The organism is Mucilaginibacter sp. OAE612 (assembly GCF_041806395.1).
GTDB lineage: Bacteria > Bacteroidota > Bacteroidia > Sphingobacteriales > Sphingobacteriaceae > Mucilaginibacter > Mucilaginibacter rubeus.
This window is the reverse complement of sequence record NZ_JBGMUW010000001.1, coordinates 5786335-5807128: the sequence shown is the minus strand read 5'-3', so window position 1 is coordinate 5807128 and position 20794 is coordinate 5786335. Positions and strand designations below refer to the sequence as shown.

The window sequence follows — 20794 nt, the reverse complement described above, 5'->3', positions numbered from 1 at the left end:
TTGGCAACTCGTTTCATTCAGAGGTAGATATTTTTTTCCGCTGATCAAATAAAGGAATTGACACTTTATCTCGTTAATTACGAATTTATTTTACTTTTATGCTACGGTGTGTCTCGGCTTTCTAAAGGGCCAGGTTCTTGATTATGAAGATATCAACTAAATTTTAATGCGTATAAAACTTTATATTGTCGTTTCAGTGTTGTTTTTTGCTTACACCAACAATTTTGCGCAAAACAGCCAATACCAGTTTTCACGGCTCAATATAAGCAACGGACTCTCTCACAACCAGGTTAATTGCATATTAAAAGATATTAAAGGCTTCATGTGGTTCGGCACGGCTTCCGGGCTTAACCGATATGACGGTTATACTTTTAAAGTATTCAAGCACGACTTAAATAATAAAAACTCCATTAATGATGATTACATAACTAATATTTGTGAAGGGCCCGACAAAAAATTATGGATAAGAACCCGGGCTGGATATTGCTTTTATGACCCGGAAACGGAGCAGTTTAACAATAATGTATCGTCAGTTCTCAATGCTTTCAAACTTCCGGGATATCCGTTCGTCTCCAGGATACTTCACAACGGCAAAGGCGGCTTCTGGTTTTTGTTTCCTGATTCCGGCATTTACAGATATAATGAATTGAAAAAAACTACCACACATTATTATCATCACCATAGTTCAAGCCCATCATTATATTCAAGCTTTGTTACAGATATTGTGCAGGATACAACCGGCAATGTATGGCTTGCTTATGACGACGGCGTAATAGAGCTATTTGATGTAAAACGCAATGCAATTACTTACCATACAGATATTTTTAAAAAAGCTGCTGATAATAAAGGCAGGAACTACTCGCTAACTATTGATAGTGATGGCGATCTCTGGGTGTTTAACCCTAACATGGATTCCGGCGTCTATTATTACAGCCGCCGTACGGGACGGTTTCGGTACATCACAAAAGAATCGGCAGAAACGCCGCTTACATCGAACAACATCACTAATATTATTCAAGCCGACGACGGCCTCATATGGATATCCACTGATCATGGCGGAATAAATTTATTGGATAAAAAAAAGGGGAAAATTACGTATTTACTAAATAGGGAAGATGACCCAAAATCGTTGGGACAGAACACCGTAGCGCTTTACAAAGACAACAAAGGTATTATGTGGGCCCGTACGCTTAGAGAAGGGATAAGTTATTATCATAAAAATATAATCAGGTTCCCGTTATACAGGCACTTTGCCTCAGATCCCCGGAGTCTTAGTTTTGAAGATGTTAATCAATTTGCCGGAGATAAAAACGGTAATTTATGGATTGGTACCAATGGAGGCGGTTTAAATTATTTTGATCGCAAAACTGGCAAGTTTACCCAGTATAAGCACGATCCGGCAAACCCGAACAGCCTCAGCAGTGATAATATTGTAAGCTTATGTATCGACCATGACCAGCAGCTATGGATAGGTACCTATTTTGGCGGGCTGGACCATTTTGACGGAAAAAAATTTATTCACTACAAACATAATGGCAAGGTGCCCACGAGCATTGCTGATGACCGGATATGGAATATCCTGGAAGATTCATCAAACCGGTTATGGATAGGCACTTTTGCGGCGGGTTTGCAAATATTTGACAGAGACAAGAAAACATTTTTGCCTCCCTTTAAGCAAACGGATATCAGGTGCCCGTATACAGCCGCTTTATTTGAGGACAGACTGGGAAACATTTGGGTAGGAGGGTATTTGGGAATAGATAAAATATTAAAAAACGGACGTGGCGTTATACATTATAATAAAAAGAACAACGATCCTAACAGTTTGATCAGTGATGACATCAATAGCATCACTCAGGATAGTCGCGGTCTGATGTGGATAGCAACAAGGGACGGACTGAGCATATTGAACCCTGAAACCAACCGTTTTATCTCGCTGACTAAAAATGACGGGTTGCCCGACAACCAGGTTTTGAATGTATTGGAGGATAACAGGGGGGCCATGTGGCTAAGCACATCAAACGGGCTTGGCCGGATAGCGCTGATGCCAGGCAAAGGCGCCTATAAGTTCCAATTTGAAAACTTTGATGAAACAGACGGCCTGCAGGGCAGAGAGTTCACTGTAAATGCAGCTTTGAAAACCAATAAGGAAGAATTGGTATTTGGCGGCTCGCATGGCTTCAATATTTTCGATCCACTGAGTATACATACGGAAATAGATGAGCCTGAATTAATTTTCACCGGTTTCCAGTTATTCAACAAAACCATGGCAGCCAACGAAGCAGTTGACGGCCATGTTATATTGTCTAAAGCAATTTCGGCCACACAGGAGATAACGCTGAAGCACAATGAAAATGTGTTTACCATAGAATTTGCCTCCTTAAATTTCTTTAACCCCAATAAAATAACGCACCAGTATATGATGGAAGGTTTTGATAAAGGGTGGCTTACTGCAAACACGGCTACCCGGAAAGCTACCTACACAAACCTTGACGGAGGCGATTATACTTTTAAGGTACGGGCCATTGGCCAGGAAGGAAAATGGAAACCCAGCTATATAAAATTAAAAATAAAGGTATTGCCCCCGTTCTGGAAATCTACCTTAGCTTATGTTATTTACGTGTTGCTAATAACCGGGACCCTCTTTTTTATACGTCGGCGCGGAATACAAAAAATAAGAAGACAATTCATAGCAGAGAAAGAAAAATTTATAGTCGAAAAAGAGAAACAGGAAGCAAAGTTGTTAATTGAACAGGAGCGGCAGGAGGTTAAGCGGATGCAAGATCTTGATCAACTGAAAACTAAATTTTTGACCAACGTGAGTCACGAGTTCAGGACACCGATTTCGCTCATCATGGCACCGGTCGAAAAAATGCTTACCCGCGCTGACCAGGAACAGAAACTACAACTGGGCATGATAGGAAAAAACGCCAGGCGATTGTTGAACCTGGTAAACCAGTTACTTGATTTTCGGAAAATGGAAGTTCAGGAGTTGAAACTACATTGCAAGCCCGGGGATATTGTAAAGTTTATTAAAGAGACATACCTTTCATTTACAGATATTGCCGAAGAAAAGGGAATCGACTTTGTTTTTGATACCACTATTGATTCGCTGTTTATCAATTTTGACCATGATAAGATAGAACGGATATTATTTAACCTGCTATCAAATGCCTTTAAATTTACATCCTCGGGTGGCCAAGTAAGCGTATTGCTCAATACAGATAAGGATATCGGCGATCCCCCGCTTGAAATTAAGGTGATTGATACCGGAATTGGCATTCCGCATGAAAAACAAGGTAATATTTTTGAGCGGTTTTTCCAACACGATATTCCCGAATCGATGATTAATCAAGGCAGCGGTATAGGCCTTGCAATAACGCACGAGTTTGTGAAGATGCATGGCGGAGAAATAACGGTTGAGAGTGAGCCCGATCACGGCAGTTGTTTTACCATTAAACTGCCATTTGTTGTTTATGCCGGCCCGCAGATAGATGTAACAGCTGACCCGGAAGTTTATATGGAGAATCCGGGGCGCGATAGCCACGATGAAATTAAAACCATATCTAAACTACAGCGAGCAAATAAAAAGCCGACGGTTCTTTTAGTTGAGGACAACGACGATTTTCGTTTTTATCTGAAAGATAACTTAAAGGATATATTTTTTTTAATCGAAGCTTCGAACGGTAGAGACGGATGGCAAAAAGCCCTATCGCAGCATCCTGACATTATTGTAAGTGATATCAGCATGCCCGAGATGACAGGAATTGAACTGTGCAAAAAGATAAAGAATGATAATCGTACATCACATATTCCCATAGTTCTGCTAACCGCGCTAACGGGTGATGAAGCGCAGATAAAGGGTTTGGAAATTGGTGCTAATGATTACATAACAAAACCATTTAATTTTGAAATACTGCTTTCAAAAATCAAAAATATCTTAACCCTTCGGGACTACTATAAGCGGACGTACAAAAAACAAATAGATGTACAATTGCAGGAAACTCCTTTACAAAACGAAGATGAAAAGCTGTTAATGTGTATCGTTGACTATATAGAATCGAATATATTAAACGAAAGCCTTTCGGTTGAAGAATTGAGCCGCAAGATGAATATGAGCCGGGTATCGCTTTATAAAAAAATTTTAATGCTTACAGATAAGTCGCCTGTTGACTTTATCCGTTCTATAAAACTTAAAAAGGCGGTGTATTTGCTTGAAACCAGCCAAATGACAATCAGTCAGATTGGCTACGAAGTTGGCTTTAGTTCGCCCAAATATTTTACAAAAGTATTTAAGGATGAGTATAACACCACTCCCTCCGCCTATCTCAGTTCAATTCGTCAACAGAAACTGAATGAAAAGATCAGTTAATTAAATTTAATTGCCAGTCCCCCTTTCTTGTTCACATTATGACAGCCACTTGCTCCCGATTTTGTTGTCATTTGAAGTCAAAATTACGTAAGGAAATAAAAAGACATCAAAAGTGGAGTAGTTTTCTGTAATATAATACTCTGATTTTGAGATAATTGTAATGTAGTTAACATTTTGATCTGTAATCATTATCAAATTCGGTATTCCTTTCTTTTTAACAATCATAGTTTCATCCCCCGGAATATAAGTTCAAAGTAATGTATTTAAAAGACGTTGCTTTAAACAATGTTCCACCAATAACCAATAGGACCAACAGTTAACTTTTTTGAATTAGTAAACATGCGTCTGACTGTACCTGAAGTTTTTTAACTGATTGTTCGGGCAGCCGTTTTCATGTGAAGAAACTAACAGTAAAGTAGTTTTCAAAGGTTGTTTTTGGGTATTGGGCTATCTGAAAGATTGATAACAAATAAATTATGAATGAGAGAAAAGCCAATTAATTACTAACCAAAACAATGAACCAATTATCAAACCTTAAAATCCTTTTAAAAGATGGATAAAAATTTACAAAAGAGAGTGAAATACCAAATTTCATTAATTATCGCGGGTATATTTCTTTATATATCTGCCCATGCACAATCCGTAAATATTACGGGCAAAATAACAAACGTCGACGATGGGCAGCCAATACCAGGGGTAAGCATTAAAGTTAAAGGGACAGGCCTTGGAACTATATCCAGCATTGATGGTAGTTATACCATAGCGGCAGATCCGGGCAAAGTGCTGGTTTTTACCTTTTTAGGTTATTCAACACGCGAAATAACTATTAAGCAAGCGGGCGCAATTAATGTCACCCTCAAATCAACATCCAGTAACTTAGATGAGGTAGTTGTTGTTGGCTTTGCTAAGCGAGCAAGAAAAGATCTTACAGGCTCCATAAGTTCCATATCGGGTAAAGAATTGAACAAAACCCAACCAACCACGTTTGACCAGGCCCTGCAGGGTAAAGTTGCAGGTGTTGTGGTTCAACAGGTATCGGGTCAGCCTGGTGGCGGCGTATCTATTCAAATACGTGGTGTGTCGTCAATAAGCGGCTCCAATTCGCCTCTGTACGTCATAGATGGTATCATTATTCCACCGGTCGGTGATCCGGGTAACGGTTCTAATCCATTAAATGCCATCAATCCTGCCGAAATTGAATCAATAGATGTATTGAAAGATGCTTCGGCAACAGCCATATACGGTTCGCAGGCAACGAATGGCGTAGTTGTTATCACTACAAAAAGGGGTAAATCCGGAGCACCGCAGATAACTTATGATTTCTATACCGGTTATCAGGAAATATTCAAGCGGCTGGCTACGGTAGATTTGCAACAACATGCTACTTTAATTAATGCCCGGGCCGTTGCCTGGGGCTTTGATGACAGGCCCGAATATGCCAACCCCCAATATTTAGGTAAGGGTACCGACTGGCAAAAAGAATTATTCCGGAAGGCTCCGATGATGAATCACACACTTACGGTAAGCGGCGGCGATACCAGAACCCAATATTTACTATCAACCTCGTATTTTAACCAGCAGGGGATAGCCCTTGGGTCTGATTTTAAGAGATACTCGATAAGGCTGAATTTAGACAATAAAGCCACTAATTGGCTAAAAATAGGGACCAGCCTTCAATTGGCGCATGTTGATGAAAATGTAGCTGCGACCGGTAATAGCGTAATCAATACCGCGCTAAGCATTACGCCCGATATTCCGGTAACCAATTCTGATGGCTCATGGGGTGGTGTTACCAATCCCGGCGGGGTGGTGCAACCTGTCGCCAACCCGGTGGCATTAGCCAAAATTATCAAAGACCAAAGAAAGAGGAATCAAATATTCGGCAATGTGTATGCCGAAATACAATTTGCTAAAGATCTGTCACTACGAAATGAACTATCCGGTAATTTCGATTTTAATACGGAAAATAGGTTTTCTCCAACTTATACTTTTGGTAAAGGTAATACCAGCCCTAACATAGGTTCCTCTTACGCCGGCCAAAATTTTTATATAGTCATACGCAATTTCTTAACCTATAACCATAATTTCAATAAATTTCATATTGATGCTTTGGCTGGTCATGAATCGCAGGAAAGTACTTTTGAAAATCTTAGCGGCTCGCGAACAAATTTCCCTTCAGACAATGTGCAAGGGCTTAATTCGGGGGATGCTATCACGGCTAAAAATGGAGGGGATAATTCATATTCAAATCCTCCGGGGGGGGCTGCACAGGAATCCTGGTTCGGCCGTGTCAATTTTTCCTGGGATGACAGATACCTGATCACCGGCAATATACGGAACGATGGTTCTTCAAATTTTCCAGCTGGTAATCGTTGGGTTACTACGTATTCGGGTGGATTTGCCTGGAAAATTAATAATGAATCATTTTTAAAAGGTATAAAAGCTATAAATGAATTGAAGCTGAGGCTTGGTTATGGGCTAACCAACAATCAGGGCATACCGGGCAATACCTTTGTAACACAACTTGCATCGGTGTCTAACAGCCTGTCAGGTACAGCACAGTTTCAAAATAATTTAGCAAATCCGGATGTGAAGTGGGAAAAAACTGATTATTACAGTGCTGGAATTGATGCTACGTTCTTTAACGGCCGGCTAAGTTTTACACTTGATGTTTACGACCGCGAAACAAACGGCCTTTTATTACAGGTGCCGCTTCCGGAATACTCTGCTACCGTAGCGGGTTGGGGGCCGGGGGCTATGCAAGCGCCTTTTGCTAATGTCGGTAAGCTAAGCAACAAAGGGTTCGACTTCCAGATCAACTCCACCAATATTAATTCTAAAAACTTTAGCTGGAAAACCGGTTTTACCCTATCGCGGAACATTAATAAGGTGACTTATTTAGGTGCTGGTGGAGATCAGGCTAACTTAAGCAAAAAATCTTATCTGGATGCAATTAACGATGTAGTTGAAAAAACGGTAGTGGGCCAGCCCATTGGCGAATTTTACGGCTATGTATTTGATGGGATATTTTCAAAGCCATCTGATTTTCTAAACCATGCCCGTCCTGCCGACGCAAACGGCAACCATTATCCGATTTCTCAGGCGGGTGGCGGTATCTGGTATGGCGACCGTATGTTCAAGGATTTGAATGGCGACGGTATTATCGACTCAAAAGATCAAACCTTTTTGGGCTCCCCGATCCCGAAATTCCAGTATGGTATCAATAACTCATTTAACTACAAAAAATTTGATCTGAATATTTTCTTTAGCGGCAGCTATGGCAACAAGGTATTTAATGAAATGGCAGTACCACCAAGCTATCCGGGAACTCATACCGCCTTTTTTACATCGGTGTTAAATTATGCAAAATTGGCTCTGGTAGATCCTAACGGCTCTGCATCCGATGTTAACAATGTATATGTTACCAACCCAAACACTACCGTTGTAGGATTGAGAAACGACAATACCAATGTTAATAATCGTCCTAATAGTTTGATGATCGAGGACGCTTCATTCCTGCGGTGCAAAAATATCACCTTAGGTTACCGCTTGCCGGAAAGCCTTTTATCCAAAATATCTGTGCAGTCTGTTAGGGTATATGCCAACGTATCCAATGTATTTGTAATTACAAAATATAAAGGCATGGATCCCGAAATCGGTTCGTGGAACCCGCTTCAGGCAGGTTGGGACAGCGGTTATTATCCGCAGCCAAGAGTATTCACTTTTGGTGCAAACATAACCTTGAAATAATAAAACGATCACCGATTTAAAATATATGTTTATGAAATCAATTCACAAAATTATCATCATCCTGCTATGTGTTGCTGCAATAGCCGGATGTAAAAAGAGTTTTTTGGACCGTCCGTCCAACTCGCAGATCAGTTCTACTAATTTTTATAAAACCACTTCCGATTTAAGGCTGGCTACGGCAAGCCTGTACGCCGGTCAGGAGTGGTATCAATTTAACAATGATGCCTGGTTACAACTTGGTGACATATTAAGCGGCACAGGCAGCGTCCTGTACAATGGCGATTTGGTACAGCTTTTTACGCGTACTATTACCGGACAAAATGGTAATGTAACCGGTGGCTGGGTCGGCCTGTACAATATTGTCGGGCAATGTAATGGCGTTATTAATGCCATACAACAGCAGGCGTCTCCGTCAATTTCGGCGGCAGACAAAAACGCTGCCATCGCTGAAGCAAAATTTGTTCGTGCCGTTTGTTATTATCATTTGGCGGTGTATTGGGGTGCAGTGCCTATTGTTGAAGATAACAGCAAACTGATCAAAGATCCGCTGCTCCCTCGTAATATTGTTTCGGATGTTTATAAATTCGTTGCCAAAGACCTGACTTTCGCAGCAAATAACCTTCCTAAAACGGATGACAAAGGCCGGGTAACTACCTGGTCTGCGCAGGGAATGCTGGGCAAGGTATATTTGACAATGGCAGGTTTGGGTCAAAGTGGCGGCCAGCGCGACCAGAAATTGCTTGACAGTGCCAAAAAGTATGCGGGCAACGTATGTAAAAATAGCAATTTAGATTTGCTGCCCAGCTATTATGACCTTTTTAAGGCGCAAAACAACGATAGCCCGGAATCATTATTCTCGCTTCAATGGGCCGCCGGTGTGGGTTATGGAAGTGGCAACGCTTTACAAGGTTATTTTTCGCCAAGCAACACGCTTATTCCTCAAAAAAATGGGGCATGGATACCCATGCAGCCAACCTACGATTTATACCGGATGTATTCCGATCAGGATTCGATAAGGCGTAAAGCTACTATTATGCTGACTGGAGATGTATATCCCGAATTGCTTCAAGCCTCTGGTGGTTATAAGGCGACCATGGTCGGCCTGAAAAAACACATTATTGGCAACGAAATAGATAACAATTCGCCAACAATGGATGTCAGGTCATCCCCCGAACATAATGCAATTCTTAGATTGGCCGATGTGTATTTGGTATATGCCGAAGCTATTTTGGGTAACAATGGTACTACAAGCAATGGTGACGCCATAACTTATTTTAATAAAGTGCGCGCAAGGGCCGGCGTGGATATTGTGGCTGTGATAACCCCGGCTTTACTGCGTAAGGAGAGAAGGATTGAACTTGCTTTTGAAGGACAATATTGGATAGACCTCGTTAGATATTCTTATTATGATCCAACTAATGCGGTAAAGTTTCTTAATGATCAAGATGCCACTCATGGCCGGATTTCGTTTACTTATGACCCTGCAACGAAAATAGCTACAAGAGACACTATTGCCACTCCAATTACGCTTCCGGCAACTATCAATTCATTTACGTTGCCAATTCCGTCATCTGAGTTGACCAGCGATCCTAAATTGGCACAGCCGCCGGTACCATATTATTAATTAAAACATTTAAAATATTTTGATATGAAAAAGAAATCATACTTAAGCTTGTATTTTTTGTCATTTCTCTTTATGATAGTGGCCTTAATGCCAGCTTGTAAAAAGAATGCGGATGGCGGAAGCAGTGCCCCTCCGGTTATCGCGGCTATTAAAAGTTATGTGGCATCACCTAATGATACGGTTTTACATAGCGCAGTGGCAAAGGGCCAATGGGTGGTAATAACCGGGCAGAATTTGCAAAATGCAACTCAAATATCTTTTGACGGGGTTCCCGCCTCTTTTAACAGTGCCTTGTTCGCCCCCGGCAGTGCTGTTGTACAAATCCCTACTATAGATTTTGCAAAAATTGATACTGCCAAACTGTATACGGTAAAATATGTTACAGGAGCAGGTTCAACAACGTTCGCTTTCAAATTAGGCCCGCCGGCGCCAACTATTAGCGCCGTATCCGATGTGTTTGCCGCCCCTGGCGATTCGGTTTACCTGTACGGTGCCAATTTACTATTGGTTCAACAGTTTTCATATGGTGGAACCAAAATTCCAAAATTTAACTCAAATGCCGATGGTACCTCCCTTGGTTTTCTAATGCCGGCAACCACGTCCGACAAGTTTATCTTAGTAACCACCAAATCTGGTACTGCCCGGGATACCATAAATGCAAAGCCAATCATTTCCGGCATTTCCTACGTTAATCCCAAACTTGGTGATTCGGTTTATATTTATGGTGCTTACCTTAAGACTATCCAGTCAATTTCTTTTGGCGGTGCTACAATTACTAATTTCACCGAGGGTCCACGTGGCGCTTACGTTAAGTTTTCGGCTCCAGATGAGAACAGCTACTCAAGTGGACCAGTGACCATTGTTACCAGTTATGGAACGGTTTCTATTGTTAATAAAGTAAATACTCAAAATAACGATAAAGTAGGTCTTTTAGGAGATTTTGAGTGGGGTGATAATTTTGGTTTTGGCTGGGGCCAATTTGAACATTTAACTGGGGAGTGGGAATATCCCCAATTTAATGGTTCGATGGGAAAAGATCATAGTCAGTTTATGGTTATTGATTGTCCTAAAGATAATCCTGTTTTAGCTGGCGGTGCAAGTGTTTACATCCCATTGGGTAATTCTAATACGGGTAATCACTGGGTGCCTGTGGCAAATGTTACAGATCCTCCTGCAAACTGGGCTCTTCAATTTGATATAAGTGTGGCTCAGCCATGGAAAGGAGGTACTCTTTATATTAGAACTGAATTTGCAGGCGACACTTATGTTGCGCGTTATGAGCCATGGAAAATCCCTAATTCAAATAATACCAAAGCTTTTATAACGAAAGGTTGGCAAACCGTAATTATTCCTTTAACTAACTTCAAATCAAAAGTTGACGAATTAGGGGATGGTGTATCAATTACTCGCATAAGCGATCTATTAGGGCCTACTGGTGCGAATAGTTATAACATGACCCTCAAAAATTTCAGTACTTCGTCAACTGCAACTGGTTTTTATGCCGCTATCGACAATATTAGGTGTGTGAAAATCAAATAGCCTACAGCCCCGCGGCAGCATATTGTTCGTAGGGCTTTTTAACCAATTAAAATAAAAACAAAATGAAAATTAAGTATTGTTTTACAATATTGATATCGCTTATTACAGTTATATCTTTATTCTCCTGTAAAAAATCAAATCCGGCCCCGCAATTAGCAGTAACTACGCTCTCCGTAACTTTTACCGGTGATGGGGGGACCCAGGACCTATCCATTTCAGCTAATGCCGATTGGAACATCACCAATCCCGCTTATTCGTGGTTGCAATTAAATACAACAACAGGCAAAAGCGGCAGCACTGTTATTCATTTAACAACATTATCGGAAAATAGTACTGGGGCAAGCCGCTCTGCTGTTTTATACATAGAATGTTCCAATGGCCAGGCAAGAAGGCTAATGGTTTCTCAGGCCCCCAATTTATACCCAGGTTATAATACATCGCCCAAAGCGCCAGACATGACCGGAATGAGCAGCAATGCCGTGCAACTGGCGGCAAAAATGCGTATGGGAATGGGAATAAATTTTGGCAATACCATGGAATCATACCCAGACGAAGGTGTTTGGGTGAGTAGTAAAATTACCGAATCGTATGTGAAATATGTAAAAAGTTTAGGTTTCAATTCTGTACGGATTCCATGTAGCTGGGTTTGGGCCCATTTAAGTGATAAGAGCAAGGCAACAATTGATCCTGCGTGGCTTGCGCGAGTGAAACAAGTGGTTGGATGGTGTGTGGCTAATGATATGTACGTGGTACTGAATGCTCACGGTGATAATGGCTGGCTGGAACGTAATGTCAATGCAATAAAGAAAGATTCCACTAATGCGATGGAAAAGGCGATTTGGGAACAGATTGCTACAACCATGCGTGATTTTGATGAGCATGTTATGTTTGCCGGCACGAATGAACCTTCGGTTGACAATGCCGAGCAGATGGCCATACTTAATGGTTATCACGAAACATTCATCAATGCAGTTCGCTCTACCGGAGGCAGAAACAGTAACCGGGTGCTGGTTGTGCAGGGACCTTCAACTGACTGTATTAAAACTTCTCAGCTGATGACTACTCTTCCTCACGACCCGGTACCTAATCGTTTAATGCTTGAGGTACATTTCTACGGGCCTTGGCATTTTAATATGGTAAAGGACGGCGATAATGGTCCGGGCACCAAAGCGAGTTACTACTGGGGGAAAGGGAATCTTTCTACTATTGAGCCAGAGCGCAACGCCCCCGATGGAGAAGAGGATGAGCTTGCGGCAGAACTCGGAAAGATGAAAAAGTTTGTTGATAATGGTATCCCTGTGATACTGGGTGAATATGCAACCTTTAGGCGGACTCCCGAATACGGCGCGGGTAATCCTAAGGATACGCTGATGCACAACAGGTCTGTGGATGCCTGGACAACTTTTGTTACCAAAACGATGAAAGCGAATGGTTATCTGCCATTCTGGTGGGAGATTGGTTTTGGTTTAGACAGATCTAATAATGTGGTAAAGGACCAGCGTATGTTAAATGCCCTTAAAGCAGGATATAAACCGTAATGTTAGATTAAAGCGCTTCGATGACGGTACTGTGAAGAGATTAGACAGCACCGTCATGGAAGTGATTTAATCAAATTCTGTGATCCTTATGGATCACGGAATTTTTAAAAGTTTAGCTTAAAGTTATGACTGGTATTGATTGTGAAAGGGCAAATTAAACTAACAAAAATGAACTATATCGTAAATATGAAAAATTGAAGTCAAGGGATATTTTTAGGTTTCCTAATCGTTATCGTCTTATTCACATCATCTTGCAAAAGAACGAAGAGTCCGGATCCGCAATTAACCGTTAGTGTATTCACCATAACTTTTACGGGTGTTGGGGCGAGTATATATCCGTTTCAGTGCCCATTTGAGCATCAGTAATCCCGCTTATTCGTGGTTGCATTTAAGTACAATATCTGGCAAAAGCGGTAGCGCTGTTATTCATTTAACAACATTATCGTAAAATGGTACAGGGTCAAGCTGCTTCGGTGTTTTATTTATAAATTGTTCCAACGGCAAGGCTAGAAGGGTGATGGTTTCTTAAGTCCCACCTCATACCCAGGTTATAATACATCGCCTAATGTGGTAAGGGATCAGCATAGGATAGATGCCATTAAATTAGGATATAGATGAAAGTAATGTTGGAATAAAGCTTTTTCTGTAGTAGCGGTACTGTGAACAGATTAGACAGTACCGTTTTCCGGATTGCGGCAACTATGTGCGATTTTGATGAATACCTAATGGTTGCCAGCTCATAACGAGTCCAATGCAACGGATAATACCGACATCGAATGTTTTAATGCATTATCATCACTTTTGTTAATGCAGTGCGTAGTACCGGTGGTTAGAACAGATATCGCACGCTGATTCTTCAATCCCACAGTACTACAATCGATTTGGCTAATGAATACCTGAAGGTTGACAACGTATAAAAAGCGGTACAATTACCTTCAAACCCTACACCACTGAAAAAGAGTGGAGTGGCTTTAAAAATACGCTAAATTTTACTATGAAAGATCAAAAGTTTGAAAATTAAATAAGTGAGAGTTTTAGTTGTTTATAAGTGGATGTCTGGGGCCTTTACCGAGAGGTTCCGGCATTTTTTTAACTCTGATAATTCTGTTTTCAATATGACGGAAATCAACAGTAATCTATTCGAATGCATGACGATTGCCGCGGCAAATGATACTAGGTTAAAAAAATGGAATATGGAAGATCAAATGATTTCAAAAGCGCCGGAATTAGATGAAAGTGAAATTAAATCTTTGATAGAGGATTTTGATACGATTGGGATGTTGCTTAAGGAGCACCTTACTATCTTCAGTAGCCCCATCTTAACGCCTGAAGCGAAAAAAATGTTAGCCGAAGGGGTAGTCCTTGTTAAGAAGTTTACTCAAAAATGTTTAGAACATTATGGGATTTAGAATATTATGGGATACTCCCGCGAATTTGATATCCGGGCGAATGATTACCTGGTTAAAAAAAGCGAACATGGAAAATCAAATTATTTCAAAAGCGCCGGAATTAGACGAAAATGAAATTAAAGCTTTAATAGAGAATTTTGAGACGATCAGTATTTTGTTGAAGGGGCACCCTGCTTACTTCAGGAATCCTCTCATATCGCCTGAATCAAAAAAAACACTTGACGAGGGCTTGATACTTATTAAGGAATTCACTCAAAAATGTTTAGAGCATTATGGGATGAAGTACCTTTAGAATGAGATTTCAACAATACGCTATGTGGATATGATTAGGCCCACGCAACAAGTTGAAAACTTATAAAGAAGAAAATGGCTCGCCTAGCTGGCCTTGGAGCAGCGTATGTTGAAAATTACGGCCGCCGATAAATAGTAACGAGGAGAAGTAAAGAAATAATATTTTATGAAATATACGATTGCCTGTTTTATGGCATTTTTCTTGGCCGGCGGGGTTTCGGCACAAAATAAGGGTGAGGCTGTTTCTAACGCGAAGATCAACAGTATCGTCAGCAAAATGACCCTTGAAGAAAAAATAGAGATGTTACATGGTAATGCCTTATTTTCTTCGGCAGGAGTACCCCGTTTAGGTATTCCCGAACTCACATGCGATGACGGGCCATTAGGGGTACGTGAAGAAATAAAGCGTTTTGATTGGGCTTCGGCTAACTGGACAACTGATTCTGCCACTTTTCTACCCAATGGTTCGGCAATAGCGGCTACCTGGAACCCGGTTATGGCTAATAAGTACGGGATAGTTATAGGGGAGGAAGCGAACGCCCGCAAAAAGGATATAATGCTTGCACCGGCATTCAATATTTGCAGAATGCCCCTTTGCGGCCGTACGTATGAATATTATTCTGAAGATCCTTATTTAAACAGCCAATTGGCTATTCAAGCTGTAAAAGGAATTCAAAGCCAGCATGTGGCAGCCTGTATAAAACATTTTGCCGCCAATAACCAGGAACTTAACCGTAATAGTGTAAATACCATAGTTGATGAAAGAGCCTTGCGCGAAATTTATTTCCCGGCATTTAAAGCAGCCGTACAGCAGGGTAATGCTTACACAGTTATGTCGGCTTACAATAAACTGAATGGTTATTGGTGCTCTGAGAATGATTTTTTGCTAAATAAGGTACTGAAAGACGAATGGGGCTTTAAAGGTGTGGTCATGTCAGACTGGGCCGGGACGCATCATACAGTTGCAGCCGCAAACAATGGGCTTGACATTGAAATGGGATCAAGCGGCGCGTATGATCGGTGGTATTTTGCCAAACCTTTGCTAGCCGCTGTTAAAGCGGGCCAGGTTTCTGTAAAAACGATTGATGATAAAGTAAGCAGGATCTTGTGGCTCATCTATCACACTTCTATGAGTTCCAATCATCCTAAAGGATTGATCGCTACGCCGGAGCACGCCAAAACTGCATATAATATCGCTGCAGAATCTATCGTTTTGATAAAAAACGACAAGCATTTATTGCCCCTGAAAGCAAGCGCGGTCAAAAGGATTGCTGTTATAGGAGATAATGCTGTACGTACTTTCGCTTTAGGAGGCTACGGCGCCGGCGTAAAAGCTAAATATGAGGTTACCGCTTTAGAAGGGATAAAATCAAGGTTCGGCAAAATAGCCAGTATCAGCTTTGCCCAGGGCTATAAAGCAAACTATCTGGCCAATAATAGTGACGAACAAAACCGTGGCTATGACCAACGCGATCAAAAACTGATTGACGAGGCGGTAGCGCTTGCAAAAACCAGCGAGGTTGCCATTTTATGTATCGGTTCAAACCGTGAATACGAAAGTGAAGCCCATGATCGTAAAAGCCTGGAACTGCCTTTTGGGGAACAGGCATTAGTGAACGCGGTTACGGCCGTCAATCCTAATACCATTATTGTAATTATGGCCGGCGCTCCGTATGATCTGAATGAAATCAAAAAATCGAACCATGCGATTGTCTGGTCCTGGTTTAACGGATCAGAGGCCGGTAATGCACTGGCCGATGTATTAACAGGTGCTGTAAACCCATCAGGCAGGTTGCCATTTACTTTTCCGGTATCGTTAAAAGACTCACCCGCTGCTGCCTTAAATACTTATCCGGGTGAAGGCGCTACCGCTGAATATAAGGAGGGCATACTGGTTGGCTACCGCTGGTACGACACTAAGAAGATTCAACCGGAATTTCCTTTCGGTTATGGGCTTTCCTATACTGATTTTTCTATCAGTCATTTTTCCGCTGATAAATTAAACTACGGAAGAAATGAAACCATCCGTGCAAAATTTACGATTAAAAACACTGGCAGCCGTTACGGAGCTGAAGTAGTGCAATTGTATGTAAGCGATCCTGTCAGTTCGGTTTTGCGCCCTGAAAAAGAATTAAAGGCCTTCGAAAAAGTTTTTCTGCAGCCCGGCGAAACTAAAACCGTCGAACTGGATGTAAAGGTTGGCGATTTGGCTTTTTATGACGAATCAAAAAAAAGTTGGAAAATTGAAGCTGGTGAATTTGTGCTGCAATTAGGTAATTCATCACGCAATATTTTAAAAACCGTAAAAATCGCGGTTAAATAAACCCATTTCAGAAGCAGTTTGAAGTATATGGAAAGTCTGTGAATATACAGGCTATCCGGAATACCGATAAACTCAGAAATAGTTTTTAATGGGGATGCCCCGTTGGCCTTTAAAATAAGTGTAAAAAAAACAATAAATAATATTAAATTTCATGATGAAAAAGTTATTACCCGTTTCAGGTTTGTGCCTGTTCCTGTTCACAGCAACAAGCTTGAAAGCGCAAAACCCTAAGCTTACGCTTGATTTAACTAAACCCGGCGCAAACGTAAGTCCGCAACTTTATGGGTTGATGACCGAAGAGATCAACCATTCCTACGATGGGGGCTTGTATGCCGAACTGATCAGAAACAGGATATTTAAAGACAACCGCAATACGCCGGAAGCCTGGAGTGTAATCAAGGAAGGTGGCGCGAAGGCCACAATTCAATTGGTTGCCACAAACTCCGACTATGTACCAGCAGATCAGCGGCGCCATGCAATTAATGGCGCGTTAACTACCTGTTTAAGATTATTGGTTGATACAGGCGGTAGTAGGGCCGGCATTGCAAATGAAGGCTATTGGGGCATACCTGTTTTGCCTAATACAACGTATAACGCCTCTTTTTATATTAAGGGTACGGAAGGTAAGCCAGTGCCTAACGAGCCATGGGCTCCCAAGCATACAGCTGCTGTAACGGTAATTGCCGATAACACGGCCGGGCCTATAACCGTAAGCATAGAAAGTAATGACGGTAAAACGGTATATGCTTCGGGGACTATTAATTTGGTAAAAAGCACCTTTTGGAAAAAATACGAACTTAAATTAACAACCGGCGCTGGCGTTAAACCAACAACTGATGCCCGTTTTGTTATTTCAACAAACCGTACCGGGGTTTATTATTTTAATCTCGTTTCTTTATTTCCGCCAACTTATAATAACCGCCCTAATGGCAACCGGATAGATCTAATGAAGTTATTGGCCGATATGAAACCCCGATTTTTACGTTTCCCCGGCGGTAATTTCCTTGAAGGCCCGAAATTGAACGATGCCTTCCCATGGAAAACTACTTTAGGGGCGCTTGAAAACCGTCCAGGCCATGTCGGCTCATGGGGCTACCGCCCCAGTGACGGAATGGGCTTACTTGAATTTTTAGAATGGTGCGAAGACCTGAAAATGGAACCGCTGCTTGCCGTTTATGCCGGCTATTCACTCGATGGCGACCATGTGGACGCAGGCCCGCTTTTAAAACCATATGTAGAGGATGCGCTTGATGAAATTGAATATGTTACGGGCGACATACACACCTACTGGGGCGCTAAGCGTGCGGCAGATGGGCACCCGGCGCCTTTTAAACTTAGCTACGTGGAGATTGGTAACGAAGATGGGTTTGATGCGTCTGGCAGTTACGACGGACGTTATGCCCAGTTTTATGATGGCATTAAAGCCAAATATCCTAACCTTCACTGTATTGCAACCATCGGCGGTAAGGACTGGCTTGGGACCAGGAGTAAATTAACCATTCGCAAGCCCGAAATTGTAGACGAACATTATTACCGTAATGCCTGGGGAATGGAAGAGGATGCGGCACATTATGATAACTACGACCGCAATGGCTATAAAGTGTTTGTAGGTGAATGGGCAACAACGGAAGGCATGCCCACCACCACTTTGAATGCCGCCCTCGGTGATGCCGCGTGGATGACAGGTATGGAGCGCAATTCGGACCTGGTTATCCGCTCATGCTACGCGCCATTACTTGCAAATGTAAATAAGGCTACTGCAACCGTGCCGAAAGGATGGCAATGGGAATCAAACCTGATAGGTTATGATGCATTGACAAGTTTTGGTTCGCCATCGTACCATGTACAAGTGATGTTTAACAGCTATATCGGCAATAAAGTGGTGCCAATAACAGGCGCCAATATACCAACCCAAACCAGGCCCGCCACCAAACAGGACAGCGCGGCGAACAACATGCCGAAACCTATACCAGGCATGTTTTATGTAGCTACCCGGGACACCAAAACGGGAAAACTGTTTCTTAAAGTAGTAAATGCAACAGGAAAGCCGCAGCAGGTTGATATTGATTTAAAGGGGGCCGGAAAGTTTTCTCCCGAGGGTATTATCGTGGTCATCAAAGGTGATAAACCCGAAGATACAAACACGATCAGCGATCCTGTAAAAATAATTCCTGTTACCTCCAAGATAAAAGTGGCTGGTGCTAAATTTACAAGGACCTTCGATCCATATTCAGTAAACGTGCTTCAAATAAATACATTAACTAAATAATTAAAACAGGTAAGAATACCAGGACAAAAAAACAAATGTTAATATGAGAAATGCGTTTTACAGGTTATGGATGACGGCCTTACTTATCACGCTTATAGCGGCGTGTTTATACGCACAAAAAGCAACTAACCCCATTATTTATGCAGATGTACCAGACATATCAATAGAACGTGTAGGCAACAGCTATTACATGAGCAGCACAACGATGCACATGAGTCCCGGTGTACCGATTATGAAATCGAACGATCTGGTAAACTGGAAGACGGTAGGTTATGCATATGATACTTTAGCAAATATTGATGCAACAAATCTCACAAATGGCAAAAATATGTATGGAGAGGGTTCGTGGGCAAGTTCTATTCGTTTCCATAATGGCACCTACTATGTGAGCACATTTGCGTCAACCACAGGCAAAACCCACATCTATTCTACAAAGGATATCGAAAAAGGCCCGTGGAAAGCAAGGTCGTTTACCCCCCTAATGGGCGATAACTCCTTGTTTTTTGATGATGATGGGAAGGTTTATATGATTAGTGGGGGCGGGAAGTTGAGGTTGGTTGAACTGAAAGACGATCTTTCGGGCATAAAACCGGGCGGAACGGATGAAACCATTATTGAAAATGCAAGCTTGCCATCAGGCACTACCGGTCTTCCCGCCGAAGGCTCACAACTATTTAAGATCCGCGGCAAATATTATCTTTTCAATATTACATGGCCAAAGGGCAACGTGCGCACTGTTATCATACACCGGGCAGATAAAATTACCGGCCCGTATGAAGGACGAATTGGCCTACAGGACCTGGGTGTGGCGCAGGGAGGATTGGTTGAAGCGCCAAATGGGGCCTGGTATTCTTATTTGTTCCGTGATTATGGCTCGGTGGGCCGTATTCCCTATTTGGTGCCCGTAAAGTGGGAGGATGGATGGCCCGTTTTGGGCACTGGAGGCAAAGTGCCTGAAACACTCGATCTGGCGGCCGGTAAAGGTTTGATCCCGGGCATCGTCGCTTCAGATGAGTTTACCCGTAAAAAAGGCGAACGGGCATTACCACTGGTTTGGCAATGGAACCATAACCCGGATAATAGTTTGTGGTCTGTTACAGAGCGGAAAGGGTATTTACGACTTGCCACCGGCAGGATCGACACCAATTTCCTGACGGCACGAAATTCATTGACACAACGCACTATCGGCCCGGTATGCTCCGGGACAGTTTCGCTCGATATTTCTAAAATGAAAGATGGCGATTTTGCGGGCTTGGGCCTTTTGCAAAAAAATTACGGGTTGGCCGGTGTAAAAATAACCGGGGATAGCAAAGCTATCATAATGATCAATGCAAGCACTGGGAAACCCGTAGAAGCACAGAAAATCTCCTTAAATCAAAAGGTAGTATACTTTAAGGCGGAATGCAATTTTACGAACAGAAAAGACGTGGCCAATTTTTTTTATAGCCTGGACGGGAAAACATGGATACCATTGGGTACACAATTAAAAATGGCCTATACCTTCCCGCATTTCATGGGCTATCGTTTTGCTTTGTTTAATTATGCTACAAAAAATATAGGCGGGGCGGCTGACTTTGACTTTTTCCATATAACAGGTTCCATTTGATATCAATATTTTTTTTAATGGGAAGGTGGTTAACTATTGGGCGGGAAAGCCAGCCTGTTCGACCGGTACATCA

10 protein-coding genes are annotated in these 20794 nt (G+C 42.0%); all 10 read left to right on the top strand.

All coding sequences use genetic code 11. The annotated features are described in order from the left end of the window. The first annotated feature begins 166 nt into the window (after positions 1–166). The 10 genes from ABID99_RS24090 (at position 167) to ABID99_RS24045 (ending at position 20721) form a co-directional block, all read left to right on the top strand. Positions 167–4372, top strand: a complete 4206-nt coding sequence (locus ABID99_RS24090; RefSeq protein ID WP_373615342.1) for a two-component regulator propeller domain-containing protein — start codon at positions 167–169, stop codon at positions 4370–4372. A gap of 552 nt (positions 4373–4924) precedes the next feature. Beyond that, positions 4925–8122: a SusC/RagA family TonB-linked outer membrane protein gene (locus ABID99_RS24085; RefSeq protein ID WP_373615341.1), complete on the top strand. Its 3198-nt coding sequence runs from the start codon at positions 4925–4927 to the stop codon at positions 8120–8122. A 31-nt stretch (positions 8123–8153) separates the two neighbouring features. Then, a complete protein-coding gene (locus ABID99_RS24080; protein ID WP_373615340.1) occupies positions 8154–9746 on the top strand; it encodes a RagB/SusD family nutrient uptake outer membrane protein in 1593 nt (530 codons plus the stop codon). A 24-nt stretch (positions 9747–9770) separates the two neighbouring features. Continuing rightward, entirely contained in the window at positions 9771–11285 is a 1515-nt protein-coding gene (locus ABID99_RS24075; RefSeq protein ID WP_373615339.1) for a glycan-binding surface protein, read from the top strand. 62 nt (positions 11286–11347) lie between these two features. Continuing rightward, positions 11348–12823, top strand: a complete 1476-nt coding sequence (locus ABID99_RS24070; protein WP_373615338.1) for a cellulase family glycosylhydrolase — start codon at positions 11348–11350, stop codon at positions 12821–12823. A gap of 1115 nt (positions 12824–13938) precedes the next feature. Beyond that, positions 13939–14232, top strand: coding sequence for a hypothetical protein (locus ABID99_RS24065; RefSeq protein WP_373615337.1), 294 nt, complete (start codon positions 13939–13941; stop codon positions 14230–14232). Between the two features lie 67 nt (positions 14233–14299). Continuing rightward, the gene (locus ABID99_RS24060) at positions 14300–14524 is read left to right on the top strand and encodes a hypothetical protein (RefSeq protein ID WP_373615336.1); all 225 of its coding nucleotides are present in this window, start codon (positions 14300–14302) and stop codon (positions 14522–14524) included. 189 nt (positions 14525–14713) lie between these two features. Beyond that, positions 14714–16846, top strand: coding sequence for a glycoside hydrolase family 3 C-terminal domain-containing protein (locus ABID99_RS24055; RefSeq protein ID WP_373615335.1), 2133 nt, complete (start codon positions 14714–14716; stop codon positions 16844–16846). 151 nt (positions 16847–16997) lie between these two features. Further along, the gene (locus ABID99_RS24050) at positions 16998–19115 is read left to right on the top strand and encodes an alpha-L-arabinofuranosidase C-terminal domain-containing protein (protein WP_373615334.1); all 2118 of its coding nucleotides are present in this window, start codon (positions 16998–17000) and stop codon (positions 19113–19115) included. Positions 19116–19158: 43 nt separating this feature from the next. Next, positions 19159–20721, top strand: coding sequence for a glycoside hydrolase 43 family protein (locus ABID99_RS24045; RefSeq protein WP_373615333.1), 1563 nt, complete (start codon positions 19159–19161; stop codon positions 20719–20721). Positions 20722–20794: the final 73 nt, after the last annotated feature.